Consider the following 11196-nt stretch of genomic DNA (forward strand, 5'->3'; position numbering starts at 1 on the left):
TCGAACTGCCAGAAGGCGTAGAGATGGTAATGCCAGGCGACAACATCAAAATGGTTGTTACCCTGATCCACCCAATCGCGATGGACGACGGTCTGCGTTTCGCAATCCGTGAAGGCGGCCGTACTGTAGGCGCTGGTGTTGTTGCTAAAGTTCTGAGCTAATCCTCTGATACTTTAATGCAATAGCGAAAAGGGCATCTTAGGATGCCCTTTTTTATGTCTGAAATTTGCGATTTGGGCGGGAAAGTCTTCTCTTACTGCCGTTAGCGTCGAATTTTGCATTTGATTACCATTCTCTGCATTCTGCCCCACTGCATCCCTTGTAAAGCCAATCATTCTCATTTACAATTTGCGCAGTTTTTGAGCGGGAGTGATCATGTACGTTTGCTTGTGTAACGGTGTAAGCGATAAGACAATTCGCCAGGCGGTGCGACAACATCACCCGCAGTCTTTTCAGCAACTTAGAAAGTTTATCCCGGTGGGGAATCAGTGCGGGAAGTGCGTTCGCCAGGCGCGTGAAATCATGCAAGACGAGCTGATGCAGCTCCCGGAATTTAAAGAGATCGCTTAAAACACGCTCATTTTTTTGACTTACACTCCGTGACATCTACGCTTCAATAAGTGGAAGCGGAGGATGTCAAAATGAAAGGTGATGTTAAGATAATAAATTATCTCAATAAATTATTGGGAAACGAGCTTGTCGCGATTAACCAGTACTTTCTGCATGCTCGCATGTTCAAAAACTGGGGATTAAAACGTCTGAACGACGTCGAGTATCACGAGTCAATTGATGAAATGAAGCACGCCGATAAGTACATCGAGCGTATTCTCTTCCTTGAAGGCATTCCAAATCTGCAGGATCTCGGCAAGCTGGGTATTGGCGAAGATGTCGAAGAAATGCTGCGTTCGGATCTGAAGCTGGAACTGGATGGGGCGAAGGATTTGCGCGAAGCCATCGCCTATGCCGATAAAGTGCATGATTACGTGAGTCGTGACCTGATGATCGAAATTCTTGCCGACGAAGAAGGCCATATCGACTGGCTCGAAACTGAACTGGATTTAATTCAGAAGCTGGGCATACAGAATTACCTACAGGCTCAGATACGCGAAGAGTAATGCCGCACGATCAGGACAGAGGGGCTCCCCTCTGTCTTCTTTGATACCTTAACCCAATACCTGCCAGCAAAAATTCCCCCAGCCTGAGAATGCAAGCCAGGGGCCAAAAGGCATTTCAGCGATGCCACGACGCCCGATCAGATAAAGCATTCCAGCATAAGCGATGCCCAGAGAAGAGGCGAGGGCAACGATGAGAGGCAAATGTTGCCAGCAGCTCCATGCGCCAATTGCAGCCAGCAGCTTGAAATCACCATATCCCAGCCCTTCTTTGCCGGTGGCGTAACGGAAGATTTGAAAAATAGCCCACAAGAAAAGGTAGCCGGCAACCGCACCGAATACGGCATGATAAACATGGTGTGGATTCACCAGACTGTGGAAAATCAGTCCCAGCCACAGTAAAGAGAGGGTAAGCCTGTCGGGCAGGAGCATGGTTTTGAAATCACTTAGGCTCAACTTCAGCGCCAGGCAAAAATAGAGTGCAGTGGCGATGGGGAGCAACCAGGCAACCTGTACATCGGTAAGCATCATCTTTTTATCCCGCTGAGTGTGAAGTCCTCCGATGCTACGCTTCTGCGCTGGCCAAACCTATTAACCTCTCAATTTGGCGAGTGAGACTGCGTGGTGGCTCGAAGATATTGGGGCGACAGGGCGTGAAACTAACTAAATGAAGGATGTCGGTGAAATTTCAACCCATATGGCTTGCAAGCTGGGCTGAAACCCGTATAATGCGCGGGCTGTCTTTATAGACAGCTGGTTCAATATGAACCCTGATGGCAGTCAGTCGAAGAAATTCAGTTGCTATCAAACAATGTCCCCAATTGGGGGACTATGTATGAACGATTACACTCCCCCATCAATCGTAATGGGTGTGAGTAGTAATTTTTTTCGTCTATAAAATAATTGGAGCTCTGGTCTCATGCAGAACCAAAGAATCCGTATCCGCCTTAAAGCGTTTGATCATCGTCTGATCGATCAATCAACTGCGGAAATCGTCGAGACTGCTAAGCGCACTGGTGCGCAAGTCCGTGGTCCGATCCCGCTGCCGACCCGCAAAGAGCGCTTTACCGTTCTGATCTCTCCGCACGTCAACAAAGACGCGCGCGATCAGTACGAGATCCGCACTCACAAGCGTCTGGTTGACATCGTTGAGCCAACTGAGAAAACCGTTGATGCTCTGATGCGTCTGGATCTGGCTGCCGGTGTAGACGTGCAGATCAGCCTGGGTTAATCAGGTCATTGACGATTGAGAGGTTGAAACAATGATTGGTTTAGTCGGTAAAAAAGTGGGTATGACCCGTATCTTCACTGAAGACGGCGTTTCTATCCCAGTAACCGTAATCGAAGTAGAAGCAAACCGTGTTACTCAGGTTAAAGACCTGGCTAACGACGGCTACCGTGCTGTTCAGGTGACCACTGGTGCTAAAAAAGCTAACCGTGTAACCAAGCCGGAAGCTGGTCACTTCGCTAAAGCTGGCGTTGAAGCTGGCCGTGGTCTGTGGGAATTCCGTCTTGCTGAAGGCGAAGAGTTCACCGTGGGTCAGGACATTAGCGTTGAACTGTTTGCTGATGTTAAAAAAGTTGACGTAACCGGTACCTCTAAAGGTAAAGGTTTCGCAGGTACCGTTAAGCGCTGGAACTTCCGTACCCAGGACGCTACCCACGGTAACTCCTTGTCTCACCGCGTTCCGGGTTCTATCGGTCAGAACCAGACTCCGGGCAAAGTGTTCAAAGGCAAGAAAATGGCAGGCCAGCTGGGTAACGAACGTGTCACTGTTCAGAGCCTGGACGTAGTACGTGTTGACGCTGAGCGCAACCTGCTGCTGGTGAAAGGTGCGGTCCCGGGTGCAACCGGTAGCGACCTGATCGTTAAACCAGCTGTGAAGGCGTAAGGGGATAGCAATGGAATTAGTATTGAAAGACGCGCAAAGCGCGCTGACTGTTTCCGAAACTACCTTCGGTCGTGACTTCAACGAAGCGCTGGTACACCAGGTTGTTGTTGCTTATGCAGCAGGCGCCCGTCAGGGTACTCGTGCTCAGAAGACCCGTGCTGAAGTAACTGGTTCCGGCAAAAAGCCGTGGCGCCAGAAAGGTACCGGCCGTGCGCGTTCAGGTTCTATCAAGAGCCCGATCTGGCGTTCCGGTGGCGTAACCTTCGCTGCTCGCCCGCAGGACCACAGTCAAAAAGTTAACAAAAAGATGTACCGCGGCGCGCTGAAAAGCATCCTGTCCGAGCTGGTACGTCAGGATCGTCTGATCGTTGTTGAGCAGTTCTCTGTTGAAGCACCGAAAACCAAGCTGCTTGCTCAGAAACTGAAAGATATGGCTCTGGAAGATGTGCTGATCGTGACCGGTGAACTGGATGAGAATCTGTTCCTGGCCGCTCGTAACCTGCATAAGGTTGACGTGCGCGATGTAGCTGCAATCGATCCAGTTAGCCTGATCGCCTTCGACAAAGTCGTTATGACTGCGGAAGCAGTTAAGCAAGTTGAGGAGATGCTGGCATGATCCGTGAAGAACGTCTGCTGAAAGTACTGCGCGCGCCGCACGTATCTGAAAAAGCGTCTACCGCGATGGAAAAAACCAACACCATCGTACTCAAAGTTGCGACTGACGCGACCAAAGCAGAGATCGTTGCTGCTGTACAGAAGCTGTTCGAAGTTGAAGTTAAAGACGTTAACACCCTGGTAGTTAAAGGGAAAACTAAACGTCACGGACAGCGTGTTGGTCGTCGTAGCGACTGGAAAAAAGCTTACGTCACCCTGAAGGAAGGCCAGAATCTGGACTTCGTCGGCGGCGCTGAGTAAGTCGGAGGAGAAAGACAATGGCAGTTGTTAAATGTAAACCGACATCTCCGGGTCGTCGCCACGTAGTTAAAGTGGTTAACCCTGAGCTGCACAAGGGCAAGCCTTTTGCTCCGTTGCTGGAAAAAAACAGCAAATCCGGTGGCCGTAACAACAATGGTCGTATCACTACCCGTCATATCGGTGGTGGTCACAAGCAGGCATACCGTATTGTTGACTTCAAACGCAACAAAGATGGTATCCCGGCAGTTGTTGAACGTCTTGAGTACGATCCGAACCGTTCCGCGAACATCGCGCTGGTTCTGTACAAAGATGGCGAGCGCCGTTACATCCTGGCCCCTAAAGGCCTGAAAGCTGGCGACCAGATTCAGTCTGGCGTTGATGCTGCAATCAAAGCGGGTAACACCCTGCCGATGCGCAATATCCCGGTTGGTTCTACCGTTCATAACGTAGAAATGAAACCAGGTAAAGGCGGTCAGCTGGCTCGTTCCGCTGGTACCTACGTGCAGATCGTTGCTCGTGATGGTGCTTACGTTACCCTGCGCCTGCGTTCCGGTGAAATGCGTAAAGTCGAAGCTGACTGCCGCGCTACCCTGGGCGAAGTTGGCAACGCTGAGCATATGCTGCGCGTTCTGGGTAAAGCAGGTGCTGCTCGCTGGCGTGGTGTTCGTCCTACCGTTCGCGGTACCGCGATGAACCCAGTCGATCACCCACATGGTGGTGGTGAAGGTCGTAACTTTGGTAAGCACCCGGTATCTCCGTGGGGCGTTCAGACCAAAGGTAAGAAGACCCGCAGCAACAAGCGTACTGATAAATTTATCGTACGTCGCCGTAGCAAATAATTTTAGAGGATAAGCCATGCCACGTTCTCTCAAGAAAGGTCCTTTTATTGACCTGCACTTGCTGAAGAAGGTAGAGAAAGCGGTGGAAAGCGGTGACAAGAAGCCCCTGCGCACTTGGTCCCGTCGTTCAACGATCTTTCCTAACATGATCGGTTTGACCATCGCTGTCCATAATGGTCGTCAGCACGTTCCAGTCTTTGTTTCCGACGAAATGGTCGGTCACAAACTGGGTGAATTCGCACCGACTCGTACTTATCGCGGCCACGCTGCTGATAAAAAAGCGAAGAAGAAATAAGGTAGGAGGAAGAGATGGAAACTTTAGCTCAACATCGCCATGCTCGTTCTTCTGCTCAGAAGGTTCGCCTTGTTGCTGACCTGATTCGCGGTAAGAAAGTGTCGCAGGCTCTGGATATTCTGACCTACACCAATAAGAAAGCGGCTGTATTGGTTAAGAAAGTACTGGAATCTGCCATTGCTAACGCTGAACACAACGATGGCGCTGACATTGACGATCTGAAAGTCGCGAAAATCTTCGTAGACGAAGGCCCTAGCATGAAGCGCATTATGCCTCGTGCAAAAGGTCGTGCAGATCGCATCCTGAAGCGCACCAGCCACATTACTGTGGTTGTGTCCGATCGCTGAGACTCTGGAGACTAGCAATGGGTCAGAAAGTACATCCTAATGGTATTCGCCTGGGTATTGTAAAACCATGGAACTCAACCTGGTTTGCGAACACCAAAGAATTCGCTGACAACCTGGACAGCGATTTTAAAGTACGTCAGTACCTGACTAAGGAACTGGCTAAGGCGTCTGTATCTCGTATCGTTATCGAGCGTCCTGCTAAGAGCATCCGTGTGACCATTCACACCGCTCGCCCAGGTATCGTTATCGGTAAGAAAGGTGAAGACGTAGAAAAACTGCGCAAGGTCGTAGCGGATATCGCTGGCGTTCCTGCACAGATCAATATCGCCGAAGTTCGTAAACCTGAACTGGACGCAAAATTGGTTGCTGACAGCATCACTTCTCAGCTGGAACGTCGTGTTATGTTCCGTCGTGCGATGAAGCGTGCTGTACAGAACGCGATGCGTCTGGGCGCTAAAGGTATCAAAGTTGAAGTTAGCGGCCGTCTGGGCGGCGCCGAGATCGCACGTACCGAATGGTACCGTGAAGGTCGCGTGCCGTTGCACACTCTGCGTGCTGACATCGACTACAACACCTCTGAAGCGCACACCACTTATGGTGTAATCGGCGTTAAGGTATGGATCTTCAAAGGTGAGATCCTGGGTGGTATGGCTGCTGTTGAACAACCGGAACCGGCTGCTCAACCTAAAAAGCAGCAGCGTAAAGGCCGTAAGTAAGGAGAGTCGCTGATGTTACAACCAAAGCGTACAAAATTCCGTAAAGTGCACAAAGGCCGCAACCGTGGTCTGGCGCAGGGTACGGATGTTAGCTTCGGCACTTTCGGTCTGAAAGCTGTTGGCCGTGGTCGTCTGACTGCCCGTCAGATCGAAGCAGCACGTCGTGCAATGACCCGTGCAGTTAAGCGTCAGGGTAAGATCTGGATCCGTGTATTCCCGGACAAACCGATCACCGAAAAGCCGCTTGAAGTGCGTATGGGTAAAGGTAAAGGTAACGTGGAGTATTGGGTTGCCTTGATCCAGCCAGGCAAAGTCCTGTATGAAATGGACGGCGTACCTGAAGAGCTGGCCCGTGAAGCCTTCAAGCTGGCAGCAGCAAAACTGCCTATCAAAACCACCTTTGTAACTAAGACGGTGATGTAATGAAAGCAAAAGAGCTGCGTGAAAAGAGCGTCGAAGAGCTGAACACCGAGCTGCTGAACCTGCTGCGTGAGCAGTTCAACCTGCGCATGCAGGCCGCAAGTGGCCAGCTGCAACAGACTCACCTGCTGAAGCAGGTTCGTCGTGATGTTGCACGTGTTAAGACTTTACTGACTCAGAAGGCGGGTGCGTAATGACCGATAAAATCCGTACTCTGCAAGGTCGCGTTGTCAGCGATAAAATGGAGAAATCCATTGTTGTTGCCATCGAACGTGTTGTGAAGCACCCGATCTACGGGAAATTCATCAAGCGTACGACCAAACTGCACGTACATGACGAGAACAACGAATGCGGTATCGGTGACGTGGTTGAAATCCGCGAATGCCGTCCGCTGTCCAAGACTAAGTCCTGGACGCTGGTTCGCGTTGTAGAGAAAGCGGTTCTGTAATACAGTAAGCCTTCTCAAACAAATAAACGGCTCAGCGATGAGCCGTTTATTTTTTCTACCCATATTCAGGAACCGGTGTTATAATGCCGCGCCCTCGTTTATGGGGCTTTTTAACGACCTGATTTCCAGGTCCCGAAGTAGTAGTTGACATTAGCGGAGCACTGAAATGATCCAAGAACAGACTATGCTGACCGTGGCCGACAACTCCGGCGCGCGTCGCGTAATGTGTATCAAGGTTCTGGGTGGCTCGCACCGTCGCTACGCAGGCGTCGGCGACATCATCAAAATTACCATCAAGGAAGCAATTCCTCGCGGTAAGGTGAAGAAAGGCGATGTGCTGAAAGCGGTAGTGGTGCGCACCAAGAAGGGTGTTCGTCGCCCGGACGGTTCTGTCATTCGCTTCGATGGCAATGCATGCGTTATTTTAAACAATAACAGCGAGCAGCCAATCGGCACGCGTATTTTTGGGCCGGTAACTCGTGAACTGCGTAATGAGAAGTTCATGAAAATTATCTCTCTGGCACCAGAAGTACTCTAAGGAGCGAATCATGGCAGCGAAAATCCGTCGTGATGACGAAGTTATCGTGTTAACCGGTAAAGATAAAGGTAAGCGCGGTAAAGTAAAAAATGTCCTGTCTTCCGGCAAGGTCATTGTTGAAGGTATCAACCTGGTTAAGAAACATCAGAAGCCGGTTCCGGCCCTGAACCAACCAGGCGGCATCGTTGAAAAAGAAGCTGCAATTCAGGTTTCTAACGTTGCTCTCTTCAACGCGGCAACCGGCAAGGCTGACCGTGTAGGCTTTAGATTCGAAGATGGCAAAAAAGTCCGTTTCTTCAAGTCTAACAGCGAAACTATCAAGTAATTTGGAGTAGTACGATGGCGAAACTGCATGATTACTACAAAGACGAAGTAGTTAAGAAACTCATGACTGAGTTTAACTACAATTCTGTCATGCAAGTCCCTCGGGTCGAGAAGATCACCCTGAACATGGGTGTTGGTGAAGCGATCGCTGACAAGAAACTGCTGGATAACGCAGCAGCCGATCTGACAGCAATCTCCGGTCAAAAGCCGTTGATCACCAAAGCACGCAAATCTGTTGCAGGCTTCAAAATCCGTCAGGGCTATCCGATCGGCTGTAAAGTAACTCTGCGTGGCGAGCGCATGTGGGAGTTCCTTGAGCGTCTGATCACTATTGCTGTACCTCGTATCCGTGACTTCCGTGGCCTGTCCGCTAAGTCTTTCGACGGTCGTGGTAACTACAGCATGGGTGTCCGTGAGCAGATCATCTTCCCAGAAATCGATTACGACAAAGTCGATCGCGTCCGTGGTTTGGATATTACCATTACCACTACTGCGAAATCTGATGATGAAGGCCGTGCTCTGCTGGCTGCCTTTGACTTCCCGTTCCGCAAGTAAGGTAGGGTTACTTCATGGCTAAGCAATCAATGAAAGCACGCGAAGTAAAGCGCGTTGCTTTGGCTGAAAAATTCTTCGCTAAACGCGCAGAACTGAAAGCTATCATTTCTGATGTGAACGCGACCGACGAAGACCGTTGGAACGCTGTTCTCAAGCTGCAAACTCTGCCGCGTGATTCCAGCCCGTCCCGTCAGCGTAAACGCTGCCGCCAGACTGGTCGTCCACATGGTTATGTGGGCAAGTTCGGGTTGAGCCGTATCAAGTTACGTGAAGCCGCCATGCGCGGTGAAGTACCTGGCTTGAAAAAGGCTAGCTGGTAATTGTCACCAATTGAATCACGGGAGTAGAGACAGATGAGCATGCAAGATCCGATCGCGGATATGCTGACCCGTATCCGTAACGGTCAGGCCGCGAACAAAGTTGCGGTCACCATGCCTTCCTCCAAGCTGAAAGTGGCAATCGCCAACGTGCTGAAGGAAGAAGGTTATATTGAAGAATTTAAAATTGAAGGCGACATCAAGCCTGAACTGGAACTGACTCTTAAGTATTTCCAGGGCAAGGCTGTGGTAGAGAGCATTCAGCGAGTCAGCCGCCCAGGCCTGCGCATCTATAAGAAAAAAGATGAGCTGCCTAAAGTTATGGCCGGCATGGGTATTGCTGTCGTTTCTACCTCTAAAGGTGTTATGACTGATCGTGCAGCGCGCCAGGCTGGTCTTGGTGGCGAAATTATCTGCTACGTAGCGTAATTGGAGGAATAAAATGTCTCGTGTTGCTAAAGCACCGGTCGTTGTTCCTGCAGGCGTAGAGGTAAAACTCAACGGTCAGGTTATTTCGATCAAAGGTAAAAACGGCGAGCTGACTCGTACTATCAACGATGCTGTTGAAGTTAAACACGCTGAAAATGCTCTGACTTTCGCTCCGCGCGAAGGCTTTGCAAACGCGTGGGCCCAAGCGGGTACCACTCGTGCGCTGTTGAACGCAATGGTTGTCGGTGTTACCGAAGGCTTCACTAAGAAGCTGCAGCTGGTTGGTGTAGGTTATCGTGCAGCCGTAAAAGGCGACGTGGTGAATTTAGCCCTGGGCTTCTCTCACCCTGTTGAGCATAAGCTGCCTGCGGGTATCACTGCTGAATGTCCGACTCAAACTGAAATCGTGCTGAAAGGCGCTGATAAGCAGGTGATCGGTCAGGTTGCAGCTGATCTGCGCGCCTACCGTCGTCCTGAGCCTTATAAAGGCAAGGGTGTTCGTTACGCCGACGAAGTCGTGCGTACCAAAGAGGCTAAGAAGAAGTAAGGTAACACTATGGATAAGAAATCTGCTCGTATCCGTCGTGCGACCCGCGCACGTCACAAGCTCAAAGAGCTGGGTGCAACTCGCCTGGTGGTACATCGTACCCCGCGTCATATTTACGCACAGGTAATTGCTCCAAACGGTTCTGAAGTTCTGGTAGCTGCATCTACTGTAGAAAAAGCTATCACTGAGCAACTGAAGTACACTGGAAATAAAGACGCCGCTGCAGCTGTAGGTAAAGCTGTTGCTGAGCGCGCTCTGGAAAAAGGCATCACCGTTGTTGCTTTTGACCGTGCTGGTTTCCAATATCATGGTCGTGTCCAGGCACTGGCAGATGCTGCCCGTGAAGCTGGCCTTCAGTTCTAAGGTAGAGGTGTAAGATGTCTCACATCGAAAAACAAGCTGGCGAACTGCAGGAAAAGCTGATCGCGGTAAATCGCGTATCTAAAACCGTTAAAGGCGGTCGTATTTTCTCCTTCACTGCTCTGACAGTGGTAGGCGACGGTAACGGTCGTATTGGTTTTGGTTACGGTAAAGCGCGTGAAGTTCCAGCAGCGATCCAGAAAGCGATGGAAAAAGCCCGTCGCAACATGATTAACGTCGCGCTGAACAGCGGCACCCTACAGCACCCTGTTAAAGGCGTGCACACAGGTTCCCGCGTGTTCATGCAGCCGGCTTCCGAAGGTACCGGTATCATCGCCGGTGGTGCAATGCGCGCCGTCCTGGAAGTCGCTGGTGTTCATAACGTCCTGGCTAAAGCGTATGGTTCCACCAACCCGATTAACGTGGTTCGTGCAACTATCGATGGCCTGGCGAATATGAAATCTCCAGAAATGGTCGCTGCCAAGCGTGGTAAATCCGTTGAAGAAATTCTGGGGTAATTGACCATGGCAAAGACTATTAAAATCACTCAAACCCGCAGTGCAATCGGTCGTCTGCCGAAACACAAGGCAACGCTGCTTGGCCTGGGTCTGCGTCGTATTGGCCACACCGTAGAGCGCGAGGATACTCCTGCTGTACGCGGTATGGTCAACGCGGTTTCCTACATGGTTAAAGTTGAGGAGTAAGAGATGCGTTTAAATACTCTGTCTCCGGCCGAAGGGTCTAAGCACGCTTCCAAGCGTCTGGGTCGTGGTATCGGTTCTGGCCTCGGTAAAACCGGCGGTCGTGGTCACAAAGGTCAGAACTCTCGTTCTGGTGGTGGCGTACGTCGTGGTTTCGAAGGTGGTCAGATGCCGTTGTACCGTCGTCTGCCGAAATTCGGTTTCACCTCTCGCAAAGCAATGATCACGGCAGAAGTTCGTCTGTCCGATCTGGCGAAAGTTGAAGGCGACGTAGTTGACCTGAACACGCTGAAAGCAGCAAACATTATCGGTATTCAGATCGAGTTCGCGAAAGTGATCCTGTCTGGTGAGGTAACTCGTCCGGTAACTGTTAGCGGCCTGCGTGTGACCAAAGGCGCTCGTGCTGCTATCGAAGCTGCTGGCGGTAAAATCGAGGAATAA

At 50.7% G+C, this 11196-nt stretch carries 25 protein-coding genes; 24 read left to right on the forward strand and 1 reads right to left on the reverse strand.

Annotated features, from left to right (window positions below):
* The 3 genes from F3J29_RS22285 to bfr form a co-directional block, all read left to right on the forward strand.
* The coding region (locus F3J29_RS22285; RefSeq protein ID WP_072176083.1) for an EF-Tu C-terminal domain-related protein at positions 1-161 on the forward strand (161 nt) is incomplete at its 5' end.
* 214 nt (positions 162-375) lie between these two features.
* Positions 376-570, forward strand: a complete 195-nt coding sequence (bfd, locus tag F3J29_RS22290) for a bacterioferritin-associated ferredoxin (protein WP_166869352.1) — start codon at positions 376-378, stop codon at positions 568-570.
* A 71-nt stretch (positions 571-641) separates the two neighbouring features.
* Positions 642-1115 carry a bacterioferritin gene (gene bfr / locus F3J29_RS22295; protein WP_039288312.1) on the forward strand — a complete coding sequence of 158 codons (474 nt, stop codon included), beginning with the start codon at positions 642-644 and terminating at the stop codon, positions 1113-1115.
* Between the two features lie 48 nt (positions 1116-1163).
* On the opposite strand, the gene F3J29_RS22300 is transcribed toward bfr, so the two are convergent.
* The gene (locus tag F3J29_RS22300) at positions 1164-1643 is read right to left on the reverse strand and encodes a prepilin peptidase (RefSeq protein ID WP_166869354.1); all 480 of its coding nucleotides are present in this window, start codon (positions 1641-1643) and stop codon (positions 1164-1166) included.
* Between the two features lie 388 nt (positions 1644-2031).
* On the opposite strand from F3J29_RS22300, the gene rpsJ reads away from it, so the two are divergent.
* The 21 genes from rpsJ to rplO all read left to right on the forward strand — a co-directional run bounded on the left by rpsJ (position 2032) and on the right by rplO (position 11196).
* Positions 2032-2343 (forward strand): 30S ribosomal protein S10, encoded by a 312-nt coding sequence (gene rpsJ, locus F3J29_RS22305; protein ID WP_001181005.1) that lies wholly within the window; start codon positions 2032-2034, stop codon positions 2341-2343.
* A 31-nt stretch (positions 2344-2374) separates the two neighbouring features.
* The gene (gene rplC, locus F3J29_RS22310) at positions 2375-3004 is read left to right on the forward strand and encodes a 50S ribosomal protein L3 (RefSeq protein ID WP_006178923.1); all 630 of its coding nucleotides are present in this window, start codon (positions 2375-2377) and stop codon (positions 3002-3004) included.
* Positions 3005-3014: 10 nt separating this feature from the next.
* Positions 3015-3620, forward strand: a complete 606-nt coding sequence (gene rplD / locus F3J29_RS22315) for a 50S ribosomal protein L4 (protein ID WP_008457145.1) — start codon at positions 3015-3017, stop codon at positions 3618-3620.
* Positions 3617-3919: a 50S ribosomal protein L23 gene (rplW, locus tag F3J29_RS22320; protein WP_008457148.1), complete on the forward strand. Its 303-nt coding sequence runs from the start codon at positions 3617-3619 to the stop codon at positions 3917-3919. The genes rplD and rplW overlap by 4 nt, the downstream gene beginning before the upstream one ends.
* Before the next feature lie 17 nt (positions 3920-3936).
* Complete coding sequence (gene rplB / locus F3J29_RS22325; RefSeq protein ID WP_008457150.1) at positions 3937-4758, forward strand: 50S ribosomal protein L2; 822 nt, start codon at positions 3937-3939, stop codon at positions 4756-4758.
* A 16-nt stretch (positions 4759-4774) separates the two neighbouring features.
* Positions 4775-5053 carry a 30S ribosomal protein S19 gene (gene rpsS / locus F3J29_RS22330; protein WP_001138115.1) on the forward strand — a complete coding sequence of 93 codons (279 nt, stop codon included), beginning with the start codon at positions 4775-4777 and terminating at the stop codon, positions 5051-5053.
* A gap of 14 nt (positions 5054-5067) precedes the next feature.
* Positions 5068-5400 carry a 50S ribosomal protein L22 gene (gene rplV / locus F3J29_RS22335; RefSeq protein ID WP_002919773.1) on the forward strand — a complete coding sequence of 111 codons (333 nt, stop codon included), beginning with the start codon at positions 5068-5070 and terminating at the stop codon, positions 5398-5400.
* Positions 5401-5417: 17 nt separating this feature from the next.
* Positions 5418-6116, forward strand: coding sequence for a 30S ribosomal protein S3 (gene rpsC, locus F3J29_RS22340; protein ID WP_006817277.1), 699 nt, complete (start codon positions 5418-5420; stop codon positions 6114-6116).
* A gap of 12 nt (positions 6117-6128) precedes the next feature.
* A complete protein-coding gene (rplP, locus tag F3J29_RS22345) occupies positions 6129-6539 on the forward strand; it encodes a 50S ribosomal protein L16 (protein WP_002438716.1) in 411 nt (136 codons plus the stop codon).
* On the forward strand, positions 6539-6730 hold the full coding sequence (gene rpmC / locus F3J29_RS22350; RefSeq protein ID WP_008457158.1) for a 50S ribosomal protein L29: 192 nt from the start codon (positions 6539-6541) through the stop codon (positions 6728-6730). Before rplP ends, rpmC begins: the two co-directional genes overlap by 1 nt.
* Positions 6730-6984 (forward strand): 30S ribosomal protein S17, encoded by a 255-nt coding sequence (gene rpsQ / locus F3J29_RS22355; protein WP_008457160.1) that lies wholly within the window; start codon positions 6730-6732, stop codon positions 6982-6984. The genes rpmC and rpsQ overlap by 1 nt, the downstream gene beginning before the upstream one ends.
* 166 nt (positions 6985-7150) lie before the next feature.
* Positions 7151-7522, forward strand: coding sequence for a 50S ribosomal protein L14 (rplN, locus tag F3J29_RS22360; protein WP_008457164.1), 372 nt, complete (start codon positions 7151-7153; stop codon positions 7520-7522).
* A 10-nt stretch (positions 7523-7532) separates the two neighbouring features.
* Complete coding sequence (gene rplX / locus F3J29_RS22365) at positions 7533-7847, forward strand: 50S ribosomal protein L24 (protein ID WP_007724317.1); 315 nt, start codon at positions 7533-7535, stop codon at positions 7845-7847.
* A 14-nt stretch (positions 7848-7861) separates the two neighbouring features.
* Positions 7862-8401: a 50S ribosomal protein L5 gene (rplE, locus tag F3J29_RS22370; RefSeq protein WP_008457169.1), complete on the forward strand. Its 540-nt coding sequence runs from the start codon at positions 7862-7864 to the stop codon at positions 8399-8401.
* A 14-nt stretch (positions 8402-8415) separates the two neighbouring features.
* Positions 8416-8721 carry a 30S ribosomal protein S14 gene (rpsN, locus tag F3J29_RS22375; RefSeq protein ID WP_008457171.1) on the forward strand — a complete coding sequence of 102 codons (306 nt, stop codon included), beginning with the start codon at positions 8416-8418 and terminating at the stop codon, positions 8719-8721.
* A 33-nt stretch (positions 8722-8754) separates the two neighbouring features.
* On the forward strand, positions 8755-9147 hold the full coding sequence (gene rpsH / locus F3J29_RS22380) for a 30S ribosomal protein S8 (RefSeq protein WP_008457173.1): 393 nt from the start codon (positions 8755-8757) through the stop codon (positions 9145-9147).
* 13 nt (positions 9148-9160) lie between these two features.
* Positions 9161-9694, forward strand: a complete 534-nt coding sequence (gene rplF, locus F3J29_RS22385) for a 50S ribosomal protein L6 (protein ID WP_039288290.1) — start codon at positions 9161-9163, stop codon at positions 9692-9694.
* Between the two features lie 9 nt (positions 9695-9703).
* Positions 9704-10057, forward strand: coding sequence for a 50S ribosomal protein L18 (rplR, locus tag F3J29_RS22390; RefSeq protein ID WP_008457177.1), 354 nt, complete (start codon positions 9704-9706; stop codon positions 10055-10057).
* Between the two features lie 14 nt (positions 10058-10071).
* Entirely contained in the window at positions 10072-10572 is a 501-nt protein-coding gene (rpsE, locus tag F3J29_RS22395) for a 30S ribosomal protein S5 (RefSeq protein ID WP_008457179.1), read from the forward strand.
* Positions 10573-10578: 6 nt separating this feature from the next.
* Positions 10579-10758: a 50S ribosomal protein L30 gene (gene rpmD / locus F3J29_RS22400; protein WP_004846568.1), complete on the forward strand. Its 180-nt coding sequence runs from the start codon at positions 10579-10581 to the stop codon at positions 10756-10758.
* Between the two features lie 3 nt (positions 10759-10761).
* Positions 10762-11196, forward strand: a complete 435-nt coding sequence (gene rplO, locus F3J29_RS22405; RefSeq protein WP_008457184.1) for a 50S ribosomal protein L15 — start codon at positions 10762-10764, stop codon at positions 11194-11196.

It is taken from the genome of Enterobacter sp. Cy-643, from assembly GCF_011752815.1.
Taxonomy (GTDB): Bacteria; Pseudomonadota; Gammaproteobacteria; order Enterobacterales; family Enterobacteriaceae; genus Cedecea.

Excerpts from the sequence above, each read along its gene's own strand:
- bfd (WP_166869352.1), top strand. The coding sequence starts at position 376 with ATGTACGTTTGCTTGTGTAACGGTGTAAGCGATAAGACAATTCGCCAG.
- bfr (WP_039288312.1), top strand. The coding sequence starts at position 642 with ATGAAAGGTGATGTTAAGATAATAAATTATCTCAATAAATTATTGGGA.
- F3J29_RS22300 (WP_166869354.1), bottom strand. The coding sequence starts at position 1,643 with ATGATGCTTACCGATGTACAGGTTGCCTGGTTGCTCCCCATCGCCACT.
- rpsJ (WP_001181005.1), top strand. The coding sequence starts at position 2,032 with ATGCAGAACCAAAGAATCCGTATCCGCCTTAAAGCGTTTGATCATCGT.
- rplC (WP_006178923.1), top strand. The coding sequence starts at position 2,375 with ATGATTGGTTTAGTCGGTAAAAAAGTGGGTATGACCCGTATCTTCACT.
- rplD (WP_008457145.1), top strand. The coding sequence starts at position 3,015 with ATGGAATTAGTATTGAAAGACGCGCAAAGCGCGCTGACTGTTTCCGAA.
- rplW (WP_008457148.1), top strand. The coding sequence starts at position 3,617 with ATGATCCGTGAAGAACGTCTGCTGAAAGTACTGCGCGCGCCGCACGTA.
- rplB (WP_008457150.1), top strand. The coding sequence starts at position 3,937 with ATGGCAGTTGTTAAATGTAAACCGACATCTCCGGGTCGTCGCCACGTA.
- rpsS (WP_001138115.1), top strand. The coding sequence starts at position 4,775 with ATGCCACGTTCTCTCAAGAAAGGTCCTTTTATTGACCTGCACTTGCTG.
- rplV (WP_002919773.1), top strand. The coding sequence starts at position 5,068 with ATGGAAACTTTAGCTCAACATCGCCATGCTCGTTCTTCTGCTCAGAAG.
- rpsC (WP_006817277.1), top strand. The coding sequence starts at position 5,418 with ATGGGTCAGAAAGTACATCCTAATGGTATTCGCCTGGGTATTGTAAAA.
- rplP (WP_002438716.1), top strand. The coding sequence starts at position 6,129 with ATGTTACAACCAAAGCGTACAAAATTCCGTAAAGTGCACAAAGGCCGC.
- rpmC (WP_008457158.1), top strand. The coding sequence starts at position 6,539 with ATGAAAGCAAAAGAGCTGCGTGAAAAGAGCGTCGAAGAGCTGAACACC.
- rpsQ (WP_008457160.1), top strand. The coding sequence starts at position 6,730 with ATGACCGATAAAATCCGTACTCTGCAAGGTCGCGTTGTCAGCGATAAA.
- rplN (WP_008457164.1), top strand. The coding sequence starts at position 7,151 with ATGATCCAAGAACAGACTATGCTGACCGTGGCCGACAACTCCGGCGCG.
- rplX (WP_007724317.1), top strand. The coding sequence starts at position 7,533 with ATGGCAGCGAAAATCCGTCGTGATGACGAAGTTATCGTGTTAACCGGT.
- rplE (WP_008457169.1), top strand. The coding sequence starts at position 7,862 with ATGGCGAAACTGCATGATTACTACAAAGACGAAGTAGTTAAGAAACTC.
- rpsN (WP_008457171.1), top strand. The coding sequence starts at position 8,416 with ATGGCTAAGCAATCAATGAAAGCACGCGAAGTAAAGCGCGTTGCTTTG.
- rpsH (WP_008457173.1), top strand. The coding sequence starts at position 8,755 with ATGAGCATGCAAGATCCGATCGCGGATATGCTGACCCGTATCCGTAAC.
- rplF (WP_039288290.1), top strand. The coding sequence starts at position 9,161 with ATGTCTCGTGTTGCTAAAGCACCGGTCGTTGTTCCTGCAGGCGTAGAG.
- rplR (WP_008457177.1), top strand. The coding sequence starts at position 9,704 with ATGGATAAGAAATCTGCTCGTATCCGTCGTGCGACCCGCGCACGTCAC.
- rpsE (WP_008457179.1), top strand. The coding sequence starts at position 10,072 with ATGTCTCACATCGAAAAACAAGCTGGCGAACTGCAGGAAAAGCTGATC.
- rpmD (WP_004846568.1), top strand. The coding sequence starts at position 10,579 with ATGGCAAAGACTATTAAAATCACTCAAACCCGCAGTGCAATCGGTCGT.
- rplO (WP_008457184.1), top strand. The coding sequence starts at position 10,762 with ATGCGTTTAAATACTCTGTCTCCGGCCGAAGGGTCTAAGCACGCTTCC.